Annotated in this window: 25 protein-coding genes and 1 pseudogene; 13 read left to right on the forward strand and 13 right to left on the reverse strand. The window is 65.2% G+C overall.

Translation table 11 applies throughout. The features are described 5' to 3' along the window. Positions 1-3 precede the first annotated feature (3 nt). Positions 4-1,284 (reverse strand): mannosyltransferase, encoded by a 1,281-nt coding sequence (locus ACFQZZ_RS04155; RefSeq protein ID WP_378674168.1) that lies wholly within the window; start codon positions 1,282-1,284, stop codon positions 4-6. Between the two features lie 325 nt (positions 1,285-1,609). Here ACFQZZ_RS04155 and ACFQZZ_RS04160 point away from each other — a divergent pair, with 325 nt between their 5' ends. Beyond that, a complete protein-coding gene (locus ACFQZZ_RS04160) occupies positions 1,610-2,413 on the forward strand; it encodes a hypothetical protein (RefSeq protein WP_378674171.1) in 804 nt (267 codons plus the stop codon). A 141-nt stretch (positions 2,414-2,554) separates the two neighbouring features. Further along, entirely contained in the window at positions 2,555-2,950 is a 396-nt protein-coding gene (locus ACFQZZ_RS04165) for a hypothetical protein (protein WP_378674175.1), read from the forward strand. Between the two features lie 61 nt (positions 2,951-3,011). Here ACFQZZ_RS04165 and ACFQZZ_RS04170 read toward each other — a convergent pair whose 3' ends face one another. The 3 genes from ACFQZZ_RS04170 to ACFQZZ_RS04180 form a co-directional block, all read right to left on the reverse strand. After that, positions 3,012-3,725, reverse strand: coding sequence for a DUF1906 domain-containing protein (locus tag ACFQZZ_RS04170; RefSeq protein WP_378674177.1), 714 nt, complete (start codon positions 3,723-3,725; stop codon positions 3,012-3,014). Between the two features lie 198 nt (positions 3,726-3,923). Further along, on the reverse strand, positions 3,924-5,051 hold the full coding sequence (locus tag ACFQZZ_RS04175; RefSeq protein WP_378674179.1) for a hypothetical protein: 1,128 nt from the start codon (positions 5,049-5,051) through the stop codon (positions 3,924-3,926). A 204-nt stretch (positions 5,052-5,255) separates the two neighbouring features. Further along, positions 5,256-5,867, reverse strand: a complete 612-nt coding sequence (locus ACFQZZ_RS04180) for a CHAP domain-containing protein (protein ID WP_378674182.1) — start codon at positions 5,865-5,867, stop codon at positions 5,256-5,258. Between the two features lie 239 nt (positions 5,868-6,106). On the opposite strand from ACFQZZ_RS04180, the gene ACFQZZ_RS04185 reads away from it, so the two are divergent. From ACFQZZ_RS04185 to ACFQZZ_RS04200, 4 genes are read left to right on the forward strand one after another with little or no spacing between them, the layout of a single operon-like run. Beyond that, positions 6,107-6,772 carry an ABC transporter permease gene (locus ACFQZZ_RS04185; RefSeq protein WP_378674185.1) on the forward strand — a complete coding sequence of 222 codons (666 nt, stop codon included), beginning with the start codon at positions 6,107-6,109 and terminating at the stop codon, positions 6,770-6,772. Beyond that, entirely contained in the window at positions 6,765-7,958 is a 1,194-nt protein-coding gene (locus tag ACFQZZ_RS04190) for an ABC transporter ATP-binding protein (protein ID WP_378674188.1), read from the forward strand. The genes ACFQZZ_RS04185 and ACFQZZ_RS04190 overlap by 8 nt, the downstream gene beginning before the upstream one ends. Further along, on the forward strand, positions 7,955-8,758 hold the full coding sequence (locus ACFQZZ_RS04195) for an ABC transporter permease (protein ID WP_378674191.1): 804 nt from the start codon (positions 7,955-7,957) through the stop codon (positions 8,756-8,758). Before ACFQZZ_RS04190 ends, ACFQZZ_RS04195 begins: the two co-directional genes overlap by 4 nt. Then, positions 8,755-9,750, forward strand: a complete 996-nt coding sequence (locus ACFQZZ_RS04200; RefSeq protein WP_378674194.1) for a glycine betaine ABC transporter substrate-binding protein — start codon at positions 8,755-8,757, stop codon at positions 9,748-9,750. The genes ACFQZZ_RS04195 and ACFQZZ_RS04200 overlap by 4 nt, the downstream gene beginning before the upstream one ends. Before the next feature lie 118 nt (positions 9,751-9,868). Here the strand turns inward: ACFQZZ_RS04200 and ACFQZZ_RS04205 are convergent, their stop codons facing one another. After that, positions 9,869-10,522 carry a TIGR03086 family metal-binding protein gene (locus tag ACFQZZ_RS04205; protein ID WP_378674197.1) on the reverse strand — a complete coding sequence of 218 codons (654 nt, stop codon included), beginning with the start codon at positions 10,520-10,522 and terminating at the stop codon, positions 9,869-9,871. An 88-nt stretch (positions 10,523-10,610) separates the two neighbouring features. Here ACFQZZ_RS04205 and ACFQZZ_RS04210 point away from each other — a divergent pair, with 88 nt between their 5' ends. Continuing rightward, positions 10,611-11,579 (forward strand): helix-turn-helix transcriptional regulator, encoded by a 969-nt coding sequence (locus tag ACFQZZ_RS04210; protein WP_378676345.1) that lies wholly within the window; start codon positions 10,611-10,613, stop codon positions 11,577-11,579. A gap of 136 nt (positions 11,580-11,715) precedes the next feature. On the opposite strand, the gene ACFQZZ_RS04215 is transcribed toward ACFQZZ_RS04210, so the two are convergent. After that, positions 11,716-13,173: an MFS transporter gene (locus ACFQZZ_RS04215; RefSeq protein WP_378674200.1), complete on the reverse strand. Its 1,458-nt coding sequence runs from the start codon at positions 13,171-13,173 to the stop codon at positions 11,716-11,718. 76 nt (positions 13,174-13,249) lie between these two features. Here ACFQZZ_RS04215 and ACFQZZ_RS04220 point away from each other — a divergent pair, with 76 nt between their 5' ends. Then, positions 13,250-13,732 carry a MarR family winged helix-turn-helix transcriptional regulator gene (locus ACFQZZ_RS04220; RefSeq protein ID WP_378674203.1) on the forward strand — a complete coding sequence of 161 codons (483 nt, stop codon included), beginning with the start codon at positions 13,250-13,252 and terminating at the stop codon, positions 13,730-13,732. Between the two features lie 165 nt (positions 13,733-13,897). Here ACFQZZ_RS04220 and ACFQZZ_RS04225 read toward each other — a convergent pair whose 3' ends face one another. Further along, positions 13,898-14,710, reverse strand: a complete 813-nt coding sequence (locus ACFQZZ_RS04225; protein ID WP_378674206.1) for an AraC family ligand binding domain-containing protein — start codon at positions 14,708-14,710, stop codon at positions 13,898-13,900. A gap of 26 nt (positions 14,711-14,736) precedes the next feature. On the opposite strand from ACFQZZ_RS04225, the pseudogene ACFQZZ_RS04230 reads away from it, so the two are divergent. Next, a pseudogene (locus tag ACFQZZ_RS04230) lies at positions 14,737-15,630 on the forward strand (DMT family transporter); the annotation flags it as partial. Between the two features lie 192 nt (positions 15,631-15,822). Here ACFQZZ_RS04230 and ACFQZZ_RS04235 read toward each other — a convergent pair. Continuing rightward, entirely contained in the window at positions 15,823-16,446 is a 624-nt protein-coding gene (locus ACFQZZ_RS04235; protein WP_378676348.1) for a YdcF family protein, read from the reverse strand. A gap of 74 nt (positions 16,447-16,520) precedes the next feature. On the opposite strand from ACFQZZ_RS04235, the gene ACFQZZ_RS04240 reads away from it, so the two are divergent. After that, positions 16,521-16,889: a hypothetical protein gene (locus ACFQZZ_RS04240; RefSeq protein ID WP_378674209.1), complete on the forward strand. Its 369-nt coding sequence runs from the start codon at positions 16,521-16,523 to the stop codon at positions 16,887-16,889. A gap of 179 nt (positions 16,890-17,068) precedes the next feature. Here the strand turns inward: ACFQZZ_RS04240 and ACFQZZ_RS04245 are convergent, their stop codons facing one another. Next, positions 17,069-17,716, reverse strand: a complete 648-nt coding sequence (locus tag ACFQZZ_RS04245) for a YdcF family protein (RefSeq protein WP_378674212.1) — start codon at positions 17,714-17,716, stop codon at positions 17,069-17,071. Between the two features lie 727 nt (positions 17,717-18,443). Between ACFQZZ_RS04245 and ACFQZZ_RS04250 the strand changes: the two genes are divergently transcribed. Together ACFQZZ_RS04250 and ACFQZZ_RS04255 are read left to right on the forward strand one after the other, a co-directional pair. Then, the gene (locus ACFQZZ_RS04250) at positions 18,444-20,081 is read left to right on the forward strand and encodes a serine/threonine-protein kinase (protein WP_378674215.1); all 1,638 of its coding nucleotides are present in this window, start codon (positions 18,444-18,446) and stop codon (positions 20,079-20,081) included. Between the two features lie 51 nt (positions 20,082-20,132). Next, on the forward strand, positions 20,133-20,975 hold the full coding sequence (locus tag ACFQZZ_RS04255; RefSeq protein WP_378674218.1) for a VOC family protein: 843 nt from the start codon (positions 20,133-20,135) through the stop codon (positions 20,973-20,975). Positions 20,976-21,091: 116 nt separating this feature from the next. Here the strand turns inward: ACFQZZ_RS04255 and ACFQZZ_RS04260 are convergent, their stop codons facing one another. The 3 genes from ACFQZZ_RS04260 to ACFQZZ_RS04270 all read right to left on the reverse strand — a co-directional run bounded on the left by ACFQZZ_RS04260 (position 21,092) and on the right by ACFQZZ_RS04270 (position 22,993). Further along, positions 21,092-21,340, reverse strand: a complete 249-nt coding sequence (locus tag ACFQZZ_RS04260; RefSeq protein WP_378674221.1) for a hypothetical protein — start codon at positions 21,338-21,340, stop codon at positions 21,092-21,094. 114 nt (positions 21,341-21,454) lie between these two features. Further along, entirely contained in the window at positions 21,455-21,925 is a 471-nt protein-coding gene (locus ACFQZZ_RS04265; protein ID WP_378674224.1) for a hypothetical protein, read from the reverse strand. 279 nt (positions 21,926-22,204) lie between these two features. Then, complete coding sequence (locus tag ACFQZZ_RS04270) at positions 22,205-22,993, reverse strand: hypothetical protein (protein ID WP_378674226.1); 789 nt, start codon at positions 22,991-22,993, stop codon at positions 22,205-22,207. A 515-nt stretch (positions 22,994-23,508) separates the two neighbouring features. On the opposite strand from ACFQZZ_RS04270, the gene ACFQZZ_RS04275 reads away from it, so the two are divergent. Continuing rightward, a complete protein-coding gene (locus ACFQZZ_RS04275) occupies positions 23,509-24,198 on the forward strand; it encodes an HAD family hydrolase (RefSeq protein ID WP_378676350.1) in 690 nt (229 codons plus the stop codon). On the opposite strand, the gene ACFQZZ_RS04280 is transcribed toward ACFQZZ_RS04275, so the two are convergent. Further along, entirely contained in the window at positions 24,195-25,079 is an 885-nt protein-coding gene (locus tag ACFQZZ_RS04280; protein ID WP_378674229.1) for an aminoglycoside phosphotransferase family protein, read from the reverse strand. The two genes, ACFQZZ_RS04275 and ACFQZZ_RS04280, sit on opposite strands and share 4 nt — an antisense overlap. Positions 25,080-25,151: the final 72 nt, after the last annotated feature.

Genomic DNA, 25,151 nt, shown 5'->3' on the forward strand with positions numbered 1-25,151 from the left:
CCGCTACTCGGCGGCGGCCAGACCCAGCGCCCGATCGCCGACGGCGTTTCGGTCGGTCGACCGCGTCGTCGGGAGTCCGCGCAGCCGCCGCCCGGCGGACGCGAGATCCGAGCGCAGCACCGCGCGTCCGTGCCAGATCAACCAGCCGAACAGGACCACTACCCCGAGCGCATCGACCGCGCCGAGCCAAGACAACACGCCCGGCCGGGAAATCGTCCAGATCGACGGCTGGGCAAACGACAGCACCCACGGCACCCCGATCAACATCGTCACCAGCCAGTAGCCCGCGATGATCCTGGCGCCCGCGACCTGCCGCATCGGACCGTAGACCAGCCACAGCACCGTCGGCAGCAACCACACCCAGTGGTGCGACCAGGAGATGGGCGACACCATCAGCCCGAACAGCTGCACCATGATCAAGGTGCCCATCCGGTCGTCGGAACCCAGTGTGCGCCAAGCGAGGAACGCCAGCGCGGCCACGACGAGCATGGCCGCGATCCACCACGGCCCGGACTCGACGTCGTAGCCGAGGATGCGGCTGAGGGTGCCCCGCAACGATTGGTTCCATACCGAGCCGACCGGTCCGATCCGGCTCGCGTCGCCGAGCAACGTGCCGAAGTAGCGCTGCGCCTCGGTGTGCGCGATCAGAAAGCTGAGCCCGACCGTCGCGCCGAATACCACCGCCGAGCAGATCACGGTGGCCCAGCGACGGCGGGCCACGAAGTACAGCCCGGTGATCGCCGGGGTCAGCTTGATGCCCGCGACGACGCCGACGAGCAGGCCCGACAACCACCACCGCGAACTGCGCACCGCGACCATCGCGCCGAGTACCAGGAACACGTTGACCTGCCCGTAGTCGAGCGTGGTGCGCACCGGCTCCAGCCACACGCCGACCGCGGTCCAGCCGACCGCCGCGGCCCGCCAGCCCGGTTCGCGCACCCGCTGCGCGCCCAGAATCAGCTCGAGGCTGATCCACACCACGCCGTAGAGCGCCGCGACCGTGGCAAGCAGCCACAGCACCGCGATCACCGTGAACGGCAGAAAGTGCAGCGGGAAGAACACCAGCGCCGCGAAGGGCGGATAGGTGAACGGCAGCGGAAAGTCCGGCGTCTTCTCGGCGTAGGTGAAGTCGTAGAGCCGATCGGTCAGCAATGCGGCCGACCCGTCGACATAGACGTGCAGATCGACGAGATTCATCCCGTTCTTCGACAGCAGCATCCACAACAGCCTGGCCAGCACGGACAGACCCAGCACTGACACAGCCAGCTGTAGGCGTCGGTTCAATTCGCAGGCTTTCGAGTCGGGGCGGCAGTCGTCGGCCTGCGACCCGCGGACGTTCGGGCGTTCGGCGACAAGATCGGAAGGCTCCGATTAGATTAACCGCAGCCAGGAGCGGCCCTGTCGGGCCCTCGAACCACTGATAACATTTGCATCACCATTCACTCCTGTAACACCATTTCGGCGCTACCGTCTGATAACACTGTTCGTCCAAAGCGCCTTCGGGATACTGCGGCTGTACAACACGGCAACCGTGTCCCTAGAGTGACCCCGAAACGATGGCTTTTCAGCATCGACTCCAGATGTACCCGAGGTAAGGACGGCTAGACCAGTGCTTCGCACCCGAGGATCGCGGATCGCGTTGTCCGTACTCGCCATCACGGCGAGCGCTTCGCTCGCCGCGCCGATGACAGCAGTCGCGGCTCCGGCGCCCGCACCCGCGCCCGCAGCGGTTCCGAACAATGTCCCGATGGTGCCCGAGGGCGTCCCGATCGATGCGCTCGCCGCGCTGGCTCCGGCCATCGTGGGCGCGATCGCGGGCCCCGCCGACGCGCGCCCGATCGCAGGCGGCCCGCAGGGCATGCTGCTCGATCAGGCCCGCAGGCTCCTTGCCGTCATCAACCTGCCGCCGCAGATCAAGTCCACCCTGGAACGGATCATCACCTTCCTGGACGGCAGCGGCGGTGGCGGCCCGGAGATTCCGAAGGGCGACGGACCGGTCATCGCACAGTTCCTTTACCCGAGCATCGGCAAGGGCTGCATCAGCCCGACCGCCGATTCCATCGGCACCGCACTCGCCGTGCCCGGCCCGGCCGAGCTGCCGCCGCCGGGACCGCAGGCCGGTCAGGCCGGGTTCGTGTTCACCGCTCTCGGCACCAAGTCGCCGACGCCGGTGCAGAACCCGCCGATGACCGTCCAGTGGCTGAACCTGGACACCCGCAAGTCGGGCATCCAGCCGCTGACCGACGAGGCGAAGATCAACCCCGACGGTCCGGCCACCCTGTCCGCGATCGCCGACACCGGCTTCGGCCGCGTCGTCGCGGTGGTCTCCGGCTCGCTGACCACCAAGGCCGAAGACGCCGATCCGCGCACCTGCTCGTTCTTGCCGATGCTCGGATTCTTCACCGTCGCTTGATGACATGAAGCCCGGCGCGTCCATGCGGACCGCCGGGCTTTGTCATGTCCGCAGCCGAGTCATCTCGTGCCCGGTCGACACATGCGTACAAATCCTCAGCGATAGTGCATAACCGCACCGCACCTGTGGTAGACCGAAGTCATGGCTACCGTCGAAGTGTCGTTGCGGCGCAATAATTCGATCGAGAGCACGAATTCGGTTCAGCGCAGGCATTCGATCCGAAGCAAGCGCTCGCGGCGATCAATCCTGTCTTTCCGCTCCGAGGGCTCGATCCTGTCCATCGGCTCCGCATATTCGATCCTGTCGATCGGCAGCGTCGGCTCGGTGCTGTCGATCGGCTCGGTCGGGTCGTTCGGGTCGGTGATTTCCTCGGGCTCGTTCGCCAGCGTCGGCTCGGCCTTCTCCGGCCTGTCCCGCTGGTCGCTGTTCTCCTGGCTGGGCGATCACCAGGCGCCGGAGACCCGGCCGACACTGCGCGTCGTCCCGGACGACGAACCAGAGCTGCGCCTGGCGCCCACCTGCCACTGCCAGACCTGAGTGGGCAGCATCCAGCACCGCTCGCCATCCCTGCGCAGGCCGGGCATCGGCAGCGGTCAGTTCACCACTGCCCGTGCTGCGGCTGCAGCACATTGTTGACGTCGACGCCGACGCCATCGATGGAGCGCTTGTCGATCTCGATCTGATGCAGGTGCGCGGCCGGGTGCACGAAACCCTTCGGGGTGCCCCAATTGTGTTGCCAAAACCAGGAACCGAGGCCCGCGGCGCGGGCCAATTCGATGGTCGGCGCGTTCGCGTAGATCCCGGTGTTCCCCTTGCCGACCACGGACTCCCAGCCGAGCAGATACGGCGCGATCATGGTGGCGAAGTCGACCGGCGTCGGGTTGTCGTCGATCGAGGCGTAGATCGGCCGGTTCTCCGGGCCGCCCGCGGCGAGGTGCAGCTCCAACCCGCGCGCGGCATGCTTCTTGCCCGCCTCCAGCCCGCCGCGCCAATCCGCGGTCTGTGCCTTGCCGAACTGGTAGTTCGAGACGATCGTCAGGCCCGCGGCGTGCAGCTGGTCGACCTCCCGCGCGAGCAGCGGCTTGCCCTCCATCCATTCGGCGCCGGGGCGGCGATCCGACACGTACCTGATCACACCGATATGGCCGGCATCCCGAATCGCCGCTGCCGACGGCACGCCACCCGCATAGTCGACCATGGTGCCGATAACCCCACTGGCCGCGGCTTTCGGCGCGCCGACGGTCGCCCCGAGGGCGGCGGTGGCAGCGGCGTATGCGAACAACTCGCGGCGGGACACATGAATGGAACGCATCGCAGGACTCCTTCGCGCAAACCCGAATTGGTAGCAGCGTGCCCGGCGCACCTTCCCCAGAAGTCACTCACGCGCCGGGAGCCTCGAACGTCCACTAATTTCACCATATTCACATGGGAACCGCTAGACCCATCGGAAACATGAACCACATTCGCCACAGGAGTTCCAGCTGTGCGGTTCAGGTCCGTTCGGGCGGGTTCAGGCCACGCCGTCGATGCGCGCGGCGACGTCGATCGTCCGGCCGGAGCTGTCGGCCAGCTCTTTGCGCACAACCCCGGCTACCTGGGCAACGACCTGCTTCTTGATGCCCGCGAGCGCACCGAGGGTGGCCGCCCGCATGCCACGAGCCTTGAATTCCAGCCGGATGTCCGCCGAATCCGGCGGCGGGACATCGATGACCACCAGCAGCGGATCGGCCGCTCGCGCCGTGAGCACCAGCGGAACTTCGACGTCGGCGCGATAGTGATTCGCCTTGAGCACATCGACGGTGATGTCGAGGCTCACCGGCACCGTCAAATCGAAGGACACCTCATCGTCCGATCGATCGGCCAGCTGCGGTAACCGGACAGACCCACGCACCGTGACGGTGGCCGAGTTGCGCGGTCCGGTCCGCAGCGGTCCGATCTCGATCGGGCGGCCCGCCAACCGCTCCACCACATCGAAGACCCGATCCTTGGTCACGATGCGGGAGAAAAACTGGTGGCCGAACTCGTCGTAGCCGATCCAGTCGAATTCCGCCTGCGTCGCATGCTCGGAGCGAACTCCATCGATCAACGCCTCGATATCGAAAACCCGGGCGCGCCGCGCCTGGGGGTCGGCCAGCATCGCGTTCACCCGATTGGCGACCTCGCGCTGCACCACCCCCGCAATCGGATCGAGCAGCCATTCCCAGGCCGACTCGATGGCCCTTGCCCGCAGCACGAAGCTGACGTCGCGGGCCGTGATCGGCGGGATTTCGATGACGATGAGCACCGGATCGGCGGTACGCGCGTGCAGCGTCAGATCGATCTCGACGACCGCCTCCAGCCGCAACTTCCTGCCACCGAGCAATACCTGCACCGATAGTGACATGGGCACCGTGACCTCGAAAGTCACCTGCGGGCCGCTGCGCAGCACCACCGGTTGGCCGACCTTGCCTTCGGCCACGAATCCGGCAAGACCGGCGGGACCGAGCGAGAACGGCCCGATCGTCATACCGCGCCCCGCCATACCGGACACCGCGGCCACGATCCGGTCTGCCGTCACCGCGTGGGTGACGAATCGTTCCCCGAAATCGGCGTAGTCGATCCAGGCGGGATCGTCGCTCATTTGGTCGGTCGGCTGCATCAGATGTTCCGAAACCCTCACCTTTTCGACGGACACCCGACACGGTACGCGACGCCCCCGAACGACGGGCTCGCCCGTTAGGTGGTCCCTGTCCTGCTGATGAGGGGGTAGCAGGACAGGGGCCGGACGGCGCTGCCGGGCGCCGCCGGATCTATTTTAGGTCCTACCTGGGGACCCGCCGACCACCCACCCGCTCCCGGCAGGTCACAGCCTGCCGAATCCGACGACGTCGGGCACCTCGGCCAGCGTGAAACGGTGAATGCGTATGTCGCCGAACTCGTTTCCGCCCATCGTGGTCACCTTTCCGCCGCCTGCCGCGAGCACGATGTTGGTGTGCTGGGAGAACGGGCTGGACTCGCCGTAAAGCAGCACATCACCGGTGCGCGGCTGGTATCCGGCGGCGATCGGCGTGAAGCGGTCCGCGCCCTGGTAGTACTCCCGCAGCGTGTACACCCCTGGAATCCGCCACGATCCCGAGTTCGGGTTGGCAAGTGGCACACCCGATTCGCGCATCACCCAGCTGACGAAGTCGGCGCACCAGGCCTCACTGACTCCCTCGGCGTACTTCGGTCCATCGCCGGGAGCGCCGAACTCTCGCTCCAGCACCGCGATCAGCCTGGCCTGGGTCGGGTCGAGCGCGGACTTGTCGAGCGCGGGGAACGTCGTCAAACGATCACCGACAACGGCTTCGCCGTCGACCCGGTCCTGCCAGCGGCCGACTCCCACGACACCCGCCGCGACCAGCGCCGATACCACCAGGCCGAGCATCAGCCAGCGGTACCGCAGCCGACCCGGCCCCGTTCGTTGTTCCGCCATCTCCCCCGCCCTCCCGTCGATCGCGACCGACTCCCGGTCCTGATCAGTTAGACGAACAGCCCAGGCGATCGGTTCCCGAAATACCTGGTCGCACCGGCCGGATGGTTTCGGTCGGCGCGATGCGGGGCACTCCCTGCGAGGATCCGTCGGCTCCCAGCAACACCGGGCGGACACACTGCGCCGCACGGAATCCTATCCAGCCGAGCGACTATCGAGATAGTCTCCCAGGACACCGGGCGATGGGGAGGTGCGACCTGGACACGTTGTGGACGTTCGTGGTGAACCGACGGGCGCAGTTGCTCACCGATTCCTATCTGCATGTTTCGGCGGTTGTCCAGTCGGTGCTGCTTGCCACGGTCGTGGCGGTGGTGATCGGCGCGCTGGTCTATCGCAGCCCGCTGGGTTCTTCGGTGGCGACCGCGACGGCGAGCGCCATCCTGACCGTTCCGTCGTTCGCGCTGCTCGGCTTGCTGATTCCGTTCCTCGGCCTCGGCGTCGGACCGACGATCACCGCGCTGGTGCTCTACGCGCTGCTGCCCATTCTCCGGAACACCATCATCGGCCTGGCCTCGGTGGATCCCGCGATCGTCGATGCCGCGCGCGGTGTCGGGATGAATCGGCTGCGGGTACTCGCACGCATCGAACTCCCACTGGCCTGGCCGTCGATCCTGACCGGCATCCGGGTCAGCACCCAGATGATCATGGGCATTCTCGCGATCGCCGCCTATGCGAAGGGTCCTGGACTCGGCAATCTGATCTTCTCCGGCCTGGCCAGGCTCGGCAGTCCGAATGCCGTGCCGCAGGCCTTGGTCGGCACGATCCTCATCGTCGTATTGGCGTTGATTCTCGATGGGATCTTCGTCATCATCGGCCGTCTCACCACCTCTAGGGGAATTCGTGACTGACACCGAAACCCGAAGCGACACCGCGGAGTCAGCGGTATCCGGCGTCGAGATCGTGCTCGACTCGGTCACCAAACGCTATTCCGGACAACACGATCCGTCCGTCGAGCAGGTCTCGTTGACCATCCCCGCCGGCGAGATCGTCGTCCTGGTCGGGCCTTCCGGCTGCGGCAAGACGACCACCATGCGCATGATCAACCGTCTCATCGAGCCGACCTCCGGCACGATCACCATCGGCGGGCGTGACGTTTCGGCCGTCGATCCCGACCGGCTGCGGCGCGGTATCGGCTACTCGATTCAGCAGGCCGGACTGTTTCCGCACATGACGGTGGCGAAGAACATCGCGACCGTCCCCGGCCTGATCGGCTGGGATCGCAAGAAGATCGCCGCCCGCACCGACGAAATGCTCGACCTGGTCGGCCTGGCGCCCGACACCTACCGCCACCGCTACCCCAGGCAGCTCTCGGGCGGCCAGCAGCAGCGCGTCGGCGTGGCCCGCGCGCTGGCGGCCGATCCGCCGGTGCTGCTGATGGACGAGCCGTTCGGCGCTGTCGATCCGATCACCCGCGGCCTGCTACAGGACGAGCTGCTGCGGCTGCAGGCCGAGCTCGGCAAGACCATCGTCTTCGTCACCCACGATTTCAACGAAGCGGTCAAGCTCGGCGACCGAATCGCGGTGCTGGGCAACAGATCCCGAATTCTGCAATACGACACGCCTGCGGCGATCCTGGCCGATCCCGCGGACGAGACCGTCGCCGGTTTCGTCGGCGCGGATGCCTCGCTCAAGCAGCTCACCCTCACCCGGGTCCGAGATGTTTCCCTGGGACAGTGCCCGACCGCGGCCGAGAACGATTCGGTCGATGCCTTGCGCACCGCGCTCGCGGGCCGGGAGTGGCCGTGGGCGCTGGTTCTGGACAACCATCAGCGTCCGCTGCGTTGGGTGTCGGCCGAGCACCTTGCGCACGCTACGGCGTTGCGCGACACCGGATCTCCGGTCGGTGCGCCGCTGTCGCTGCAGTCGACATTGCAAGAGGCGCTGGAATCACTGCTGGCCGAGCAGACGGCGACCGCGGTCGTCACCGGACGTCGCGGTGAGTACGCCGGACTGATCACGATCGACACACTCGTCGAGCATCTGTCGGCGTTGCGCGCTACGCACAGCACCGCCGATACGGACGAGGTGACATGACCCCGGCCACGCAGTCCGCAGCGGCCTCGGCAACGGTCGTGAAGGCAGGACACTCGCCGGCAACAGAGCGTCGCGCGGAACGCATTCGACTGCTCGTCCAACCGGTGCTCGTCCTCGCACTCACCGCCGGGGTGCTGGTGTGGGCATTTCGACGCGACCTCACCGCCACCCAGCAGGCAAGCATCAGCGTAAGCAATATCGCGACCCTCACCTGGCAGCACGTACTCATCACCGCGACGGTCGTGGTGATCGTCGTCGTGGTGGCGGTGCCGCTCGGCACACTGCTCACCCGACCCGGATATCGGCGCCTGGCACCGATTTTCGTCGGCATCGCCAATATCGGCGCTGCCGCACCGGCGATCGGGCTGATCGTGCTGTGCTACCTCGCCACCCGCACCACCGGATTCTGGATCGGCGTCGCGCCGATCGCCTTCTATTCGCTGCTTCCGGTGCTGCGTAATACGATCCTCGGCTACCAGCAGGTGGATCGAACCCTCCTGGACGCGGGCCGCGGGCAGGGTATGTCGGCGCTGACGGTATTGCGGCGCATCGAGTTTCCACTCGCGGTGCCCTACATTCTCGCCGGGCTGCGCACCTCGCTGGTATTGGCCGTGGGCACCGCGACACTGTCGTTCCTGGTGAGCGCCGGCGGTCTCGGGATCCTGATCGACACCGGCTACAAACTGCGCGACAACGTGACGCTGGTCGTCGGAGCCTTCCTCGCCGTCGCGCTCGCGCTGCTGGTCGACTGGCTCGGCGCGCTGGCCGAACAGTTCCTCGGACCAAGGGGTTTGAAGTGACCAGGCGGTTCGAAGGGTGGCGCCGGCGCGCCGCGGCATCGGCCGCCGCGGCGGTACTCACGCTGATCGCCGCCTGCGGCCTGCAATCCGGCGGCGCGGTGCCGCTCCAGGTCGGTCCAGGCAGTATTCGTCCGGTGCCCGAACTCGACGGGGTGTCGATCACCGTCGGATCCAAGGACTTCACCGAACAGAACATCCTCGGTTACCTCATCGAGTTCGCCTTGTCCGCGGCCGGGGCGCGGGTGCGGGATCTGACGAATATCCAGGGCTCCAACAGTGTTCGCGATGCCCAACTGCACGGGCAGATCGATCTCTCCTACGAATACACCGGCACCGGCTGGATCAACTACCTCGGCAACGAGACCCCGATCCCGGACGAGATCGGACAGTTCGAGGCGGTCCGCGACGCCGACCTGGCCGCGCACAACATCGTGTGGACGGCGATGGCGCCGATGAACAACACCTACGCGCTGGTGATGAGCACCCAGACCGCCCAGCAGACCGGCGTGACGACACTGTCGGACTACGCCAGGCTCATCAACACCGATCCCGCCGCCGCGGCCACCTGTGTGGGCACCGAATTCAATGTGCGCCAGGACGGATTCCCCGGATTGGCCCGCAAGTACGGCATCGACACCGGCAAGGTCCACAAACAGATCGTGCAGGACGCCCTGGTGTATCAGGCCACCGCCGACAGCAAGCAGTGCCGGTTCGGCTCCGTCGCCGCCACCGACGGCCGCATCCCCGCCCTCGACCTCGTGCTGCTGAAGGACGACCTCGGCTTCTTCCCGAAATACAATGCGGCACTGGTGATGCGTAAGTCCTTCGCCGACGCACACCCGCAGGTCGCCGAAATCATGGCGCCCATCTCGAAACTACTGACCAACGATGCCATCACCGAACTGAACCGCCAGGTCGATGTGAACGGGCGCGAGCCCGCAGAGGTCGCAAGGGACTGGATGGTCGCCCAGGGATTCGTCACCGCCCGCTGATCCGGAACCGAACCAAGGCGAGCTGAGTGACGGACGATGCCTGCAGTCGTACTGCTGAATCGGAGCGTAGCTTCCGCCGAGGTGCGGGTGCGTCGAAACGCACCCGCCGACACCCGATTCAGGCGCGCGGGTCGCGGCCGAGGTAGCGCAGCAGCGCGGCGACCGTGGTATCGCCCGACTCAGCGTCGACCACCGCGGCATACGCACCCCACTGACGCAGCGGCTCAACGATTTCCGCCTCAACGCCGCTGCCCGGCGCGGGGTGCGCGGTACGTGCCGCGGTGAGCAGGTAGCCCGCCAGTTCGTCGGTGAGCGGCGACGGCTGACCGGTCGCGATCGCGATGTCCCAGGCATGCACGGCGGCATCCAGCGCGCACATGACCGCGGCGACCGGGGTCGCCAGCGCGCCGTGCGGCAGCGGGGTCGGGACGGACTCGGTGTCATCGGTGACGGTCGCCCACGCGGCGGCGGTCTGCTCGATCGCGTCGCGCACCAGCGCGGTGGCCGAGCCGTCGATGGCGCCGGAGGGATCGAAGGGGTTGTATGCGGGTCCGACGCCGACACCGAGCGCCTCGGCGAAGGCGAGCTGGTCACCCGCGGCGTGCTGGATCACCTGCGTGACATCCCATTCCGAGCACGGGGTCGGCAGCTTCCACTGCTCGTCGCCGATGCCGGCGACGGCATTTTCCAGCGCCGAGTAGGAGGTCGAGAGCACGTCGCGCCACACGGGGCGAAGGGTCGCGGTGGCGTCGGCGGCGGTGGTGAGGTTCATGATGGGCCTTTCGTAGCGCTTCTCGGTTGTGACCTAAGCCTATGGGGCCATTAGGCTGGATTCGTTCCTAATAATTTCGGAGGTGAATGTGGCGCCCACCACAACCCGCGTCCTGCGTTTGCTCTCGCTGTTGCAGGATCGCGCGCACACCGGCCGGGAGCTGGCCGAACGGCTCGACATCACCGACCGCACCCTGCGCAACGACATCCAGCGACTGCGCGAACTCGGCTATCCCGTGCACGCCGAACGCGGCGCCATCGGCGGCTACCGACTCGGCCGCGGTTCGACGATGCCGCCACTGCTGCTCGATGACGACGAGGCGGTGGCGGTCGCCGTCGCGATCGGCCTCGCCGAGGACGGCTCCACCGGCATCGCCGACATCACCGACCATGTCTCGCGCGCTTTGGCGAAGCTGGAACAGATCCTCCCGAAGCGGTTGCAGCGCAAAGTAATAGCGTTGCGCAACGCCACCGCAATCGGACCGGCGACCACCGGCTCGCGCGAGCCGGACGCCCCGGTGCCCGCCGCGGTGCTGACCTCCCTCGCGGGCGCGATTCGGGACACCATCACAGTGTCGATCGAGGTCGACGGCGGCACAACAGAAGTCGAGCCGTACCGGCTGATCAACTGGCAGCGGCGCTGGTACCTGGTCGCCTATGACCTCGAAACCCATTCCTGGCGTGCGATTCCCGTCGCACAGGTACACGAGGCGACCGCGGGCACCCGCCGCTTCGGTCCGCGCGCACTGCCCGACGCGGACCTGATCGCGTTCGTCATGCGCCATATCGCCAGCACCGGCTGGAAGGTGCACGCCCGCGTCACGGTGCTCGCGCCCGCCGAGACGGTGATCGCCCGCATCAATCCCGCCGTCGGCGTGGTGGAGGCCGTCGACGCGGACACCTGCACGCTGCTGACCGGCGCGGACGCGCTGGAAACCATCGCCATCTACCTCAGCATGTTGATGATGGACTTCCGCGTCGACAGCCCACCGGAGCTGGTCGCGCATCTGCGCACGCTGGCCCGCCGCTACACCGCCTCGGTGGAATCGGCACCGTAGCGCTATCGGACGCCCTGGCAGGCCCACGGCCCGGAATATAGGCCGCACCACACGTGCCACTCGACCAACGACAACGGGGCCGATCCTCGCCGTTGAGGATCGGCCCCGTGGCCGTTCGAGCGCGATGGCCCGATGATCAGGCGTGCCCGGCCTTGTCCGCGGCATCCGGCGCTTTGCGCATCGGAATGCAGACCGTCAGCACGATCGCGACGAGCGCTGCCGCCGTGGCGATGAGGAAGGTGGTGTGGAAGCCGTCGCGCGAGGGCAGCACGTGTGGGCCCAGCTGCATCGTCATGTGCGCGAGCACCACGCTCATCACTGCCGATGAGGTGGACGTGCCGATCGAGCGCATCAGCGAGTTGAGGCCGTTGGCCGCGGCGGTCTCGGTGATCGGGACCGCACCCATGATCAGCGCGGGCATTGCGGCGTAGGCCAGGCCGACACCGGCGGCGACGATCATCGCCGCGACCATGATCTCCCAGACGCTGTTCATCAGCACCACGGCGCACAGGTAGCCCGCCGCGATCACCGCGGAACCGAGCGCGAGCGTGATCTTCGGCCCACGGGCCGCCGACAGCCGCGCCGACACCGGCGAAAGCAGGATCATCACGAATCCGGTTGGGGCGAGCGCCAATCCGGCATTGACCATGGACAAGCCGAACCCGTAGCCGGTCTGCTCGGGCGCCATCAGCAGCTGCGGGAAGGTCAGCGACATGCCGTAGAGGGCGAAGCCGACCGCGATTGAGGCGAAGTTGGTGAACAGCACCCGTGGCCGTGCCGAGACCCGCAGATCGACCAGCGGCGAACGCTGCCGCAGCTCGAAGGCGCCCCAGCCGAGGAACACCACGAGCGCGATCGCGAACAGGGTGAGGATGCTCGCGCTGGCCCAGCCCCAGTCCGCACCCTTGGTGATCGCGATCAGCAAGGCAAGCAGGGCGATCGAAAGACCTACCGCACCACCGAAATCGAAGCGCGCCGGGGTGCGCACCGGCGACTCGGGAACGAAGGCGAAAACCAGTGCGGCACAGACGAGACCGAGACCTGCCGCGGTCCAGAACAGCATGTGCCAGTCGGCGTTCTGCGCTATCGCCGCCGCCAGCGGCAGCCCGAGGGCACCGCCGACGCCGAGCGTGGCGCTCATGATCGCCATCGCCGAACCCACCTTCTCGGCGGGCAGTTCGTCACGCATGATGCTGATGCCGAGCGGGATCGCACCAACGGCGGCGCCCTGCAGCGAGCGGCCGATAATCTCGGGAACGAGCGAGGAGAACAGCGCGCAGACCACCGAACCGGCCACCAGCAACAGGATGTTGGCGAACAACACCCGGCGCTTGCCGAACATATCGCCGAGCCTGCCGCTGATCGGGGTCGCCACGGCGCCCGCGAGCAGAGTCGCGGTGATCACCCAGGACGCATTGGACGCCGAGGTGTTCAGCAGCGTGGGCAGGGTGGGAATGATCGGGATAACCAGCGTCTGCATGAGCGAGACGACGACACCGACCGTGCCGAGGGTCGCGATGAGTAGGGCCGGCGCGGGTCTGCGTCGGTCGTCGGTACCAGAGTCGGACGTAGACGCGTCGGCAGCAACAGTCACAAATGTGCACGCTACACATCATGTGTATCGTGCACAATTTGCTATGACGGTGATTCAGACGACATAGTGTGGTCCCATGCCAGCATCAGGTCCCGAGGAAAGCGCCGCGCTCTCGCGCCTCGTCTTCGAGCTGACCCTGCTCTCCCGGCACTTCCCCGCATCCCTATTGCGCCGCCCCGGATTCCAGCTCGACCGCTCGGCCTATCTCATCCTGAGCAGGCTGGAGATCGACTCCCCGCTCAGCCTGCGCGAGCTGTCGGAGGCATTCCAACTGGACATCTCCACGATCAACCGACAGGTCGGCGCCATGCTCAAGCAGGATCTGGTGGAACGGGTGCCCGATCCGGACGGCGGGATCGCGCGCAAGATCCAGGCCAGCGCCAAGGGCATGGAACTGGTCGCGGCCGATCGGGCCCACAGCCACGAGGGCATCGGCTCCGTGGTGGCCGACTGGACCGACGCCGATGTCGAGCAGCTCGGCACCCTGATCGCCCGCTTCAACGAGTCCATCGAACACGTCGAAGACAATCCTTGGCCGCGGCCGCCTAGCGCCAGGTAGGTGGTGGACTCGCCTGCGCCCGTCCCAGCGCAGGACTGCGGACGGACGGTGTCCACCCGCGCCCGATGAGCGGCGGCCTCGCCTTCGCTCTGGCCAAGCGCAGCACTGTCGGCAGTGTCCATCCGGCGGTGGCCTCGCCTTCGCGCGAGCCGATCGTGGGACTGACTACGCGGCGTTGAGGTAGACCCCGGGGGTGATGCCGTAGCAGCGGCGGAACCAGCGGGTCAAGTGTGCTTGATCGGCGAACCCAGCCTCGACGGCGGCCGTGCCGACCGGGCGACCCGCGGCGATGAGTCTGCGTGCGGCACGTAACCGCAACAGCCGCTGATAGTCGCTCGGCGCCAGGCCGTAGGCCGATCGGAAAGCGCGATAGAGCACGAACCTGCCACTTCCGGTTGCCTCCACCAGATCGTCCATCGACAGCGACTCGAGGTAGCGATCGTCGAGCACCAGCCGCACCTGCCGGGCGATCTCGGCCGTGACGCCGCCCTGTGGCGTCGAAAGTCGCTGCGGCACAGCGCGTGTGCCGCGCTGCACCAAGGCCGCGACCGTAGCGGCCAGCGCCTCGTCCGCCGCCAGTTCCGTGGCCGGGCCGGTCAGGCTCAGGCAGAGCCGCTGTAGTGCGGCCGAGAGCACCGGATCGGCGAACAGCGGCAGACCGCTCGGGCGACCTGCCCGATCCGACAGCAGGTCGGTGATCAGTTCCGATCCGATGTGCGCGATCCAGTAGGTAAAACCCAGCTCGTCGTGACTGTGGCCGTCATGCGGCTCATCGGGATTGAAGGCCATCACCATGCCCGCCGCGCTGGTGCGGGTAGCGCCGCGACAGGCAAAGGTCTGCGCACCGAACTCGGTGAGCCCGAACGAATACGTTTCGTGGGCGTGCGGGTGGTAGACATGCCGGTCGAAGTGCGCGTGCATCACTTCCACCGGCCGATCCGGCATCCGGTGGTAGTCGACCCATTCGCGCTCGCTCACGGATCCATTGTCCTCGCACCGGCGGCATGCCGGTGGGCCCGGTGTCCGCACCAGCGTTCAATACAACGGGTGTGGCGCGGACCGAGTATGGGTCGGTGCGTATCCGACTGTTGTTAGTGCTGGTCATGGCGTTGTGGGGCAGCGCATTCGCCTCATCGAAACTTGCTGTGCAGGAGGTGCCGCACGAGGTGGCCGGGTTCCTCCGGTTCCTGATCGGCACGGTGGCGCTGCTCGTTGTGCTGCGGTTGCCCCGGCTACCCGCCGCCGACACCACACGCGCCGCCGGCGTCGGCCTGGTCGGCGTCTTCGGCTACAACTTCCTGTTCTTCCTCGGTCTCTCGCTCGCGCCCGCCGCCGACGGCAGCGTGATCGTGCCCATGGCCGCACCGATTTTCACGGTCGTGGTGACGGCAGTGCGCGGCCGCATTCGGCCGTCCGGTCCGCGCATCATCGGCCTCACCACCGCCGTCGCCGGTGCGATTGTCTTCTTCCTCGGCATCCCGGCCACCGGCAGCAACCGGCTGCTCGGCGACCTGGTCTTCCTCGCCGCGGCCGCATGCTGGGCGAGCTACACCATGCTCGGCGCACCGCTGCTGTCCCGGATCGCAGCGCCGACCGTCACCGTCTACGCCACCGCCGCGGGCACCGTGGCCCTCGGCCTGATCGCCACACCCGACCTGGCAGCGGTGCACTGGTCCGAGCTGAAGCTCGAATTCTGGCTCAACCAGGCCTATCTCGGCGTCCTACCCACGGCCCTTGCCTACGTCCTCTACTACCGCGCCGTCAGCCAAGTCGGCCCCACCACCGCGGCCACCGCCATGTTCCTGGTCCCTGCCTTCGGCCTCTCCTGCGCATGGCTGTTCCTCGGCGAATCCATCACCGCGGTCCAAGCAGTCGGCGCCACCTTGATGTTCGTCGGCGCTTGGCTCAACACGCGACGTGAAACACCCGGGCGAAGTAGCGCAGGCGTCGAAAGAACCTGTAAGCCTGAATTCCTGAGTGTGGCTATCGAATTCGATAGCAATGTCGATAGCGGGCCACCGGCTCATAGACGAACCATGCTGGGCGGCAATCTATCCCGCCCAGTACGGCCACTTCCGAATCAACTTCACCTATGCATCGCGCATCCGCATGTCCTTACGTGTTCGAGCCAAGTCCAACAGGCCGTATACGGCGAAAAATGGTTTTATCCACGACTTCTCGCCGAACCGATAGTCGGCGGCACGCCTGACCCTGCGCGCCAGATCCGGACGCTGACGTCTCAGGTACAGGCGACCACGCAACGCGTGCAAGGGATTCGACACGATTTTGATCGAATCCGCGTCCTCCATGAACGGGATCGAGTACTGGATGTTCTCCCACGTCGTCCGAGACCTGTCCTCCAGCTGAATCCGATCGCTCGACACCCCACGTTCCCGTGCATATCGCGCCATGAGCTCGGCCTCCGAAACAGACCCACCAGGCCTCGTCGTTCCCGAAAAGACCAGCCGATTGTCGCGCACCCGGTCGTCCAGCGACCGAAGCGCGGCACGGACCCGCCACCGATTGAGCGCATTTGCCCGATCCTCGCTGCGATTGGCAAACCCGAGCACAACGAGCACTTCCGATTCCGGCACCCCCGAACGACGCTCCCCAAGCACGGCCCGCGACGCCCACCAATGTTCGACCTCACCCCACACCAGCACCGCACCGACAGCACCACCCACAGCACCCGCCCACAGCCGTCGCAGCACCACGCCCTCCTCCGCATCTGCCCCCGCCCCGCCGAGGCTAGTCCGCTTCCACCCCCGACCCCCGATACCATCCGGAAATGAGCATCAGCCTCACCTCGGCCAACGGCAGCCTGAATGTCAACGCCTGGACCTGGGGCCCACTGCACGCCCTCGTCGCCGAGGCCGGGATATTCGCCGATGACGACTGGGAACCGACACGCTACAACGGCGGCACCGAGCTCGACCACCACCAGGTCGAGGCACTCGCAAACTTCCTCCAGCAGGAAATTCTCCCGCGCCTGGCCGACGGCGAACGCCTACGCACCGACGGCACCGTGACCGCCGAACCCGACGACGGCACCTTCCACCGCGACGACCTGTCGCTGAACTACAGCATCCACCGTGAAATGCTGGTGCAGATCATCGAATTCCTTTGCGCTGCATCAGGACCGGTGTCATTCGACTGAACACCTCTACTCGACCGGCCCGTGTCGCGACATTGTCGACTCGCCAGGGTCGAAGCGGCCCCACTCGGTCGACGCCTTCGGCGAAACCTCTCCTCCAACGAAACCAGAAAACACTGTGGTCGACGACCAAGAGTCTCGTAGCGAAGTCCGGCGCGCCGAACACGGTGATCTAAACCGCGTCAGAACCTGCGCTCGGCGGGGCGGAACGTCTCGCTCAGTCTGTCGTAGGCGTTGCGCACATCGCTTGGGATGTCTTCTTGGACGATGTGGCCTTCGCGGGGGTATTCGTCCAGGCGTTTGATCTCGCCCATGGCGATGGCGACGATCGACTTCGGGTGCGGTGCTGTTGTGGCATCGGGGCGGTTCCCGTATTTCATGTAGTTCTCGAGTGAGACGTCGGCGGCGGGTATGGAGACGTGCTCGACGCCTGGGCATTGTTTCATGAGCGTGCCCCACACGCGCCGTGAGTGGAAGGGAGCGCACACTCCGATCATGGAGCCGACGTCGCGGCCATGCTGCTTGAGCATCTGGACCGAGTAGACCGCGTTCTGGCCGGTGTTCTGGGCGAAGGGTTCCTCGATGATCTGGTTCGGATTGAGGTTCAGCTTCTCTGCTGCCAGTCGGAACTTGGCTGCCTCGCCCCGGTATCCGGAGAACACTACGGGCACATCGCCAAGGCCACGGTCGCGGACCAGGTTCGCGATCACCGACGACCCGCCGATGTCACGGCTACCGAAGAAGATGATGCCCCCGTAATTTCGTTCGGGATCGAACGTCCACTTGGGGTCGTGACGCAGATAGTCCCATACGGTTCCCAGATCCGACATCGCTCGGTCGGTGTCGACACCCCGGTCCTGCAGTTCCTGCAGCCACGTTGTATACGCGGCTTCGGTGCGTCCCCCAACGACCTGATCATCGCGAATCAGAGCATGACCGGCAGCATTGATAGGTATCGCGTTCCTGTGGTTGGCGTGGACCAAAACCCCGGCAGACTCCCGGGTCCCGTTCGCCAGGTCATGCCAGCGTCTGCTGGTGCCGGATGCACCGGCGGTCAGCGCTCGCGTCGTCCGCCCGGCGATCTCTCGCGCAGCGGCAGCCGCTGCCCCGCCGGCGCCTGGCCCGAAGGGCTCGGTCATCTTTCCTTCCGCAGACCCACGAGCACAACCGAAGCTCGATGCTAGATGAGATGAAAGCACGGAAATGCGTGGGCGAGAACGGATTTGCGGATAGCTCTTGCCGTCGATGTCCGACCGGCGTGAAAACCCAGAGGAAACACACGTCCGCTGGCTCGTGCCATGGGAAACGCGAGTAGCACGTAGATCCCCAGTGCGGCAACGGAGCTGAGGCGACAACGAATGATGTTGGGACCGGGGCGGGCGGCAGCGCCAACTACAGCGAACGTTCCGGTGAATGCCGACGACGACGGCCAAGACTGACCGGCGATAAGCGTCGTGGCGGTGCGACCCGAGCGACGGGCTGATCGAGCCTGGGTTCGAGGTGCGGCCGCGCGAGGTGCGCCTCGCGCAAGCGCGACGATACCCATAGGCTTGCGCCGTGATTTCCGAGCGGACAGTGGTCGACGGGCGTTTCGAGTTGCTCGAACCGCTCGGCAGCGGCGGGATGGGGACGGTGTGGCGTGCCTACGATCTCGCCCTGCATCGCGAGGTGGCGTTGAAGGAGGTGCGGGCGGCCGAGCCGGACGGTGGCGCGAGCTTGCCCGACGTGCAGCGTGAGCGTGTGCTGCGAGAGGCCAGGGCACTGGCCAGGATCGCTCATCCGAATGTGGTGACTGTCCATCACATCGTCGATTCCGATGCCGCCGCTCATCCGTGGATCGTCATGGAACTGATTCGTGGCCGTACGCTCGCCGAGCACCTCGCCGATGGCCCGATGCATCCGGCGCGAGCGGCGCAGATCGGTCGCGGCATACTTGCCGCGCTGCGTGCAGCACATGTGGTCGGCGTGCTGCATCGGGACATCAAGCCCGCGAACGTGATCCTGCGCGAAGATGGCACACCGGTGCTGACCGACTTCGGTATCGCGGCGATCACCGGGTTGAACGGGCTCACATCCACCGGCAGTGTGGTCGGCTCGCTGGATTACGTTGCGCCGGAACGGCTCGGCGGCCAAGAGGGCAACCCGGCCTCCGACCTGTGGTCGCTGGGGCTGGTGCTGTACGTGGCGGTGGAGGGCTATCACCCGATGCGCCGCGACACCACTGTCGCCACGCTTGCGGCCGTGCTGAAGGGCGAAGTCCCGCCGCCGCAACGCTCCGGGCCGCTGACCCCCGCTCTGCAAGCGCTGCTGGTGCCCGACCCGAACCACCGGCCGCCGCCGGAGCAGGTCGATTGGATGCTCGCGCAGGCGACCGCGCCGATCGGCGCCGGTGCCGCGCCGTTGGCGCACACTCACTTACCGTCGGTCAATGCGCACACACCGGCGGCGCAAACCCACCCGCCTGTGGTCCACACGCACGCGCCGTCCGGGCAGACCCACCTTCCGTCAGATCGGTTCCACGTCGGATCAGGCCACCATCCGGAGGCGTCCCGACATCGGCAACGGTGGATCGTGACAGGAATCGTGGCCGCCGCCATCGCCGCCGCCATAATCGTGGCGGTGGCCGTGCGGCCGGATTCGACCACGACACAAACCATCCCGAGCCAAACCCCCGGCACCAGCGAACGCCCCGGTACCAGCCGACTCCCCGGCGCTACGCCATCCGCGGCGCCCGTGACCGAAGAGACCGCGGACCTACTCACCCCCGATGGCATCCGGCAGGCGATCACCGCCCTGGAAAAGGTCACCGGCGGAAAAGAATTCACCGAGGCAACGTTCTACCCGAGCTACGCCAATGTCGGCGCGCCGGTCACCGGCCAGCCCAAAATCTATGACGTATTCACCTACCGAGACGGCGTAGGCAGCCGTCAGCGCGCCGGTGGCCAACTCTCGGGCAAGACCACGGTGAATCTGGGCTCGATCAACTGGGACATCCTTCCGACCCTGATGCGCGCGGCGGAGGACCAACTCAACATCCCCGCTCCGACCCTCCGTTACGTCATCGTCGACCCCGGGTGGACTTTCAATGACGATCGCCCGACCATCATGGTGTACCTGACCGACGACTACGGCGGCGCGTACCTGGCCGCGGACGTCGACGGCACGGTCGTGAAGGTTTACGCCCGAGAGCGGTGACATGTCGGTGCCTGCGACTATCTTCGTGTCACCGAGCGAAGGGAGCGGCTGATGGCCGTAGTGCGGACCTACCCCGCGGGCGTGACGTCCTGGATCGACGTGGAACAGCACGACGTCGCGGCGGCGCAGGCATTCTATGCGGGTCTGTTCGGCTGGCGCTTCGTAGCGGCGACGCCGCCGGGCGCACCGTTCCGATACGTCATCGCGCAACTCGACGGGAAGGATGTCGCCGGAATCGGCGGCCCCGCAGACGCGACAACGGCGGAACCGGCCGCCTCCGCATGGAATACCTACGTGGCGGTCGACGACGCGCAGGCCACGGCCGATCTCGTCGCGAACTCGGGCGGGCGCATCCTCGCGCCGCCCACCGCCGCGGGCGAAGGTGGGATCTCCGTGGCCTGCGCCGACCCATCCGGTGTGGAGTTCCGGCTGTGGCAGGCCAAGCGACGCCAAGGAGCCCAGATCACCAACGCACCCGGCGCGTGGAACTTCAGCGACCTGCACTCCACCGACCCCGCCGCGTCGAGTTCCTTCTACGCCAAGGTATTCGGTTGGGCCATCGCTGACCTCGGCTTCGCGACAATGATTCGGCGCCCCGGCTACGGCGACCACCTCGCCGCCACCGTCGACCCGGACATCCACGAACGCCAATCCGCCGATATGGTGCCCCCCGGATTCGCCGACGCCATCGGCTGGCTGGCTCCGACCCAGGAATCCGAAACACCCCATTGGCACGTCACGTTCACCGTCGCCGACCGCGACGAAACAGTCGCCGCCGCAGCCCGGCTCGGCGCGACCGTCCTCGCGACCACCGACTCCGAATGGACCAGGGACGCACTGATCCGCGACCCGCAGGGTGCGGAGTTCTCAACAAGTCAGTTCACGCCGACGTAGCCTCTCGGCCGCGTCACGTCCGTAACAAGACGTGGGCCGAGTGGCGTACTTGCCTCGCGGAATCAGCGCAGCGAGTGGCTACGCACATCGAGGGGTGCGTGCTCGTGATCGCCGCGTCACATATTCGTGCCGGGGAGAACGCAGCGACCATCCCGGCCGATGGTTCCGATGATCATGCCGTCCGACAGCGTGCAGAAGCTGCCGATGGTGACGCAGTCGTAGCGGGTGTTGATGACCATGTTGGTGCCGCAGGGGGTGCCTGGGGCATCGAAATCACCGGGGGCGGCCTGCGCAGTGAGTGGGACGACCAGTGCCGCGGCGAGGCCAGTGACGACAGTTGCGAAGAAAAGAGCGAAGCGGAACATATCGGTCCTCCGAGAATTGTCTTCTCAATGAATAGTTGCTGTTCACCGTCCGATCATCGATGGCGTCGCCGTGCCGGAGACATCGCATCGAACGCAGGCCTGACCTGCAATATCTTACTCGCCGTTCCGCGATTCCGATCGCACTCGGACAATGAGCTCACTATGGCTGTATACGTGGCATCGGAGGATTTGGGAAAGGACTTGCTGTTGCCGATCAGTCAATTCGTTGTGGAAGACAACGACATTGGCGCGATTGTCGGCGCAAGCATCGGATATTTCACGAATCTTGCCCCAGCTCATCAATGTTCGTGACGAATAAGGCTGATCCATCAGCGCTTTGCCGCCCGGCGCCTTCCTTTTCGGGCTGCCGGAGATCCCTCGACGCTGGATGAAGCATCCGACAACCCGGCCGCCTAGCCCGGCTACGACGGCGGCCACCTCGTCCATCACCTCGGGATAGTCTGTGCGTTTGGCTGAAAACAGCCCCGCCACAATCACATCGGTGCCATCAATAACCTCGGACGGCAGCGGCCGAACGGGCGCCTTTCCTGATTTACCCTGACCCGCGCGACTTCGCTCCGGCATACCTTCCCACTCACTCTGCGATCATTGCGAGCCTACCGATTACGAATCCGGAGTCGACGCGGTTACGGCACATCGGCGATGGCGAGATTCACGAGCCCCTCCGGCCATTACGCGAAGAATGGACTGCTCGGTTGGACGCCCTCGGTTTCGCCAACCCGTCGGCGAGGCCAGGCTCCCGAGCGACGACTGACTCCGGAACCTCGCGCACTCCCCTTGCGTGGCGGTGTCCGCACCGAGTCTGCATCGTCAGTGGCAGCGCGGGCGATCACCAACAGGTTATTAACGCGCAGTACGTATTCCGAGGTAGTTGATGATGCTCGGTACGGGGTCTTCCAGATCGTCCACTCGCAGGTATCGCAATGCTGCTGCTCGGTGGACATGTTCTGTGGCATCCGTCAACGGCGGATTGGGTTGTCCGTCGATGACGCGGATCCCGGTACCGGTCACGTGCTCGATGTTGAATACGTGTGAATCGCCAAGGTCGACGCGCGACCCCGGAGGCCAGTCCACGATGACGATTCCCCGCGAACCGGGTTGCCGAAACGCGTCACGCAGATGGCTCCGCTCGAGCACCGTCGTGAACCGTCGCCCCCAGGCAATCTCGGTGATGCTGTGCGGGAACCCAGCCTCGAACGGGAACGGCACCTGCTCTGCCTCGACGTCGTATCCTCGCCGACGCAACTCGTACGCGGTCGCCACGGCCACACAGTTGTTGCTCCGTCGCGGATCATCCGGGTCGAAATGCGGACTCACCCTCGCCAGGCAGTCGTCGATCTCTCGGTTGATCCGATCGGACCGCGCCGGTGGCGGCTGGAACCACACGAAGTCGCCACCCTCTCGCCGGGATGGGTTGCCATTCGTTTGCACGGGTTCTACGTCATGCCCCGCGTATGCAGCCAACTCTTTTGCTGCGCGGCGGTTCATGTCACTCAACTCGTCCACCGCCCGCAGCAGCTGTCGACCCGACTGCTGCATCACCCCAGCGAGAGCCGGCGTCTCGAGGTCGACCAATGCACGGGCAATGTCGTCGGCAGCGCGCCGAAAAGCCATGGCTAGCCCGACGTTCACCTGAATATCCACCGGACCTGCCCATACTCAAAGAACCAACCAGTCTCTTCTATTTCGAAGAAGACGCGCCGGGCGTTAACAGCGATGCCACCTTGCTCAGATGTGAGCTCCGTCCAACCAGGGCGTTAGCTGGCGGCTCTTCGCTGCGGGCAAATGCGGCAGCACTGTCAGGGTTGAGCCTGTGGTCCGCGCGGTGGGAGATCCGACCCTGGTGCAGGATGTGCCGAAGTCATTGCCCGCCTCATCCGCGTAGGCGCGGGTGGCTGCGGCTTGCTCCGCACCCCAGCTCAGCCGACCCCCGTCGAGGCGGCCACGGTGTCAGCAACAACTCGCCGACCGAACCTCCGCCATAAACCGCCCACACTCGGTCATCGAATCATTTTGCAGCACTCAACATTTCGGCGTAGACGGACCTATCGGTGCCGTATCTTCCGGTGGCCAGTACCTTTCGGTGTTGTCGATGACCTCGATGGTGGACCCCTTCGTTGATGAACTCCAGCGCATCCCCGGTATTGATGTGGTGTGATGTCGAAGTGATTAATAATAGGTACTCACTACCATCGATCCTCGAAACATTGGTCGCTTCGGCGTCCACGTTGGTGTGGGATTTCGACGGAGTCGTGGCAGATACGGAGCCAGTTCAGAAGCAGGCGTTCACAGAAATCCTCAAACGCCGAGGGATCACTCCCGCACCTGACTATTTCAAGCAGTTTATCGGAAAGTCTGAACGCGATATCTGGAACGTACTTGCGGAACGGTTCAATATATCGAACTCCATCGATGAGCTGATAAGAGAGCGGTCCAGTTATTATCTGCAGAGGGCGCAAAGACTGCGACCCGCACCCTTTGTGAAGCCAATGCTCGACGCGGCGCGCGAAAATGGTGGAACTTCAATTATAGTAAGCTCCGGAAGCTACAGACACATAGGCGCACTTCTCGAAGCTTGGGCGCTCCGCGACAGGTTCGCCTCGGTCTTGTGCTCAGGTTCGCCAGACGTCGAAAGCCCATCACCGAAAAGAGAGCTGCTACAGGGAGTGCTCGCGCGGTCATCACCGCCAGTGCTACTTATCGAGGACAATGAGGAGTACCTCACTATCGGCTCGAGGGCAGGCGCAACGACAGTAGCTGTCGGACACAGCCTCAACCTTATAGACGCTAGCCAAAAATGGGACTTCGTGCTCATGCAACCCACCGATATCGGCTAGGAACTTTGCTCGAGAAAAATTTCATACCTGGGGATGCAGTACGTGTTGAAATACTCGGCGTGCCGCGTTCCCAACCTGGATACTTGCGACTTGCTCGCTTCTATCAATGAAATCTCAGCATCTACGAGAAAGAAAATACTGGCCGCAACTCGGGTCATGGCCTTCAATTGTTGCTGGAAGTTTTCCGAATAGTCGCCTTCCCCACCGTAGCCGTGAATGAATGCCGAAACATTGCCCGGTTTATTATCGGGGTCCGTCGTAATATGAAACAACGCCAAGCCCAAGTCGAACAGGACGGGTGCCCACGTTGCCTTCTCCCAGTCCAACACGAAAATTCCGTCAGGATTGAGCACTAAATTGTCGAACTTGAAGTCGGTGTGGACCAGCCCGCACTTCCATGATGTAGGGTCGAGCTGCGCAAGGGCCACCTCCAAGGTAGCGACAGCCTTTTGAATCAGCGCGTCGCCGGGGAGCTTCATGCTACGAAAGTTCGCTAGTGGCGTCGCGTAAAACCACGGTCGCCGCAGCTTCGAGGGAAGTGCCGCGCTATGGATATTTCGCAGCTGCAAACCGCACAGTTCGAAGGTACCTTCATCCAACTGCGATGCAGCGGATAGGACACGGCCGTGAGCATACTCTCGCACGGACACGGAGGCACCCTCCATGTTGCCCACCCACATCGCGTAAGCCGGCGCATTAACTCCGTACCCTTTGCTTAATTCCGCAATCTCGAAGTCGGTTTTAACTTCGCCTTCATTCCGAAATAAATCCAATCTGACTACATACTCACCAGAATCATTTCGCGCCAGATAGTTCAAGGACGATACTCCCGATTTCATCGGTTTGATATCGACATCTTCGGAGAACAGTTTCGTGGACACGGATTGAACTATCTGACCGACGCGGCTCTCGTCCGCCAAATTACTTACACGAGTTCTTACACTATTCATTGT

This window comes from Nocardia sp. GCM10030253, assembly GCF_042675075.1.
Lineage (GTDB): Bacteria > Actinomycetota > Actinomycetes > Mycobacteriales > Mycobacteriaceae > Nocardia.

Coding starts and splice junctions, on each gene's coding strand:
- ACFQZZ_RS04165 (WP_378674175.1), top strand. CDS start 2,555: ATGGCTACCGTCGAAGTGTCGTTGCGGCGCAATAATTCGATCGAGAGC.
- ACFQZZ_RS04170 (WP_378674177.1), bottom strand. CDS start 3,725: ATGCGTTCCATTCATGTGTCCCGCCGCGAGTTGTTCGCATACGCCGCT.
- ACFQZZ_RS04175 (WP_378674179.1), bottom strand. CDS start 5,051: ATGCAGCCGACCGACCAAATGAGCGACGATCCCGCCTGGATCGACTAC.
- ACFQZZ_RS04180 (WP_378674182.1), bottom strand. CDS start 5,867: ATGGCGGAACAACGAACGGGGCCGGGTCGGCTGCGGTACCGCTGGCTG.
- ACFQZZ_RS04185 (WP_378674185.1), top strand. CDS start 6,107: ATGGGGAGGTGCGACCTGGACACGTTGTGGACGTTCGTGGTGAACCGA.
- ACFQZZ_RS04195 (WP_378674191.1), top strand. CDS start 7,955: ATGACCCCGGCCACGCAGTCCGCAGCGGCCTCGGCAACGGTCGTGAAG.
- ACFQZZ_RS04205 (WP_378674197.1), bottom strand. CDS start 10,522: ATGAACCTCACCACCGCCGCCGACGCCACCGCGACCCTTCGCCCCGTG.
- ACFQZZ_RS04220 (WP_378674203.1), top strand. CDS start 13,250: ATGCCAGCATCAGGTCCCGAGGAAAGCGCCGCGCTCTCGCGCCTCGTC.
- ACFQZZ_RS04240 (WP_378674209.1), top strand. CDS start 16,521: ATGAGCATCAGCCTCACCTCGGCCAACGGCAGCCTGAATGTCAACGCC.
- ACFQZZ_RS04245 (WP_378674212.1), bottom strand. CDS start 17,716: ATGTCGGATCTGGGAACCGTATGGGACTATCTGCGTCACGACCCCAAG.
- ACFQZZ_RS04255 (WP_378674218.1), top strand. CDS start 20,133: ATGGCCGTAGTGCGGACCTACCCCGCGGGCGTGACGTCCTGGATCGAC.
- ACFQZZ_RS04260 (WP_378674221.1), bottom strand. CDS start 21,340: ATGTTCCGCTTCGCTCTTTTCTTCGCAACTGTCGTCACTGGCCTCGCC.
- ACFQZZ_RS04265 (WP_378674224.1), bottom strand. CDS start 21,925: ATGCCGGAGCGAAGTCGCGCGGGTCAGGGTAAATCAGGAAAGGCGCCC.
- ACFQZZ_RS04275 (WP_378676350.1), top strand. CDS start 23,509: ATGTGGTGTGATGTCGAAGTGATTAATAATAGGTACTCACTACCATCG.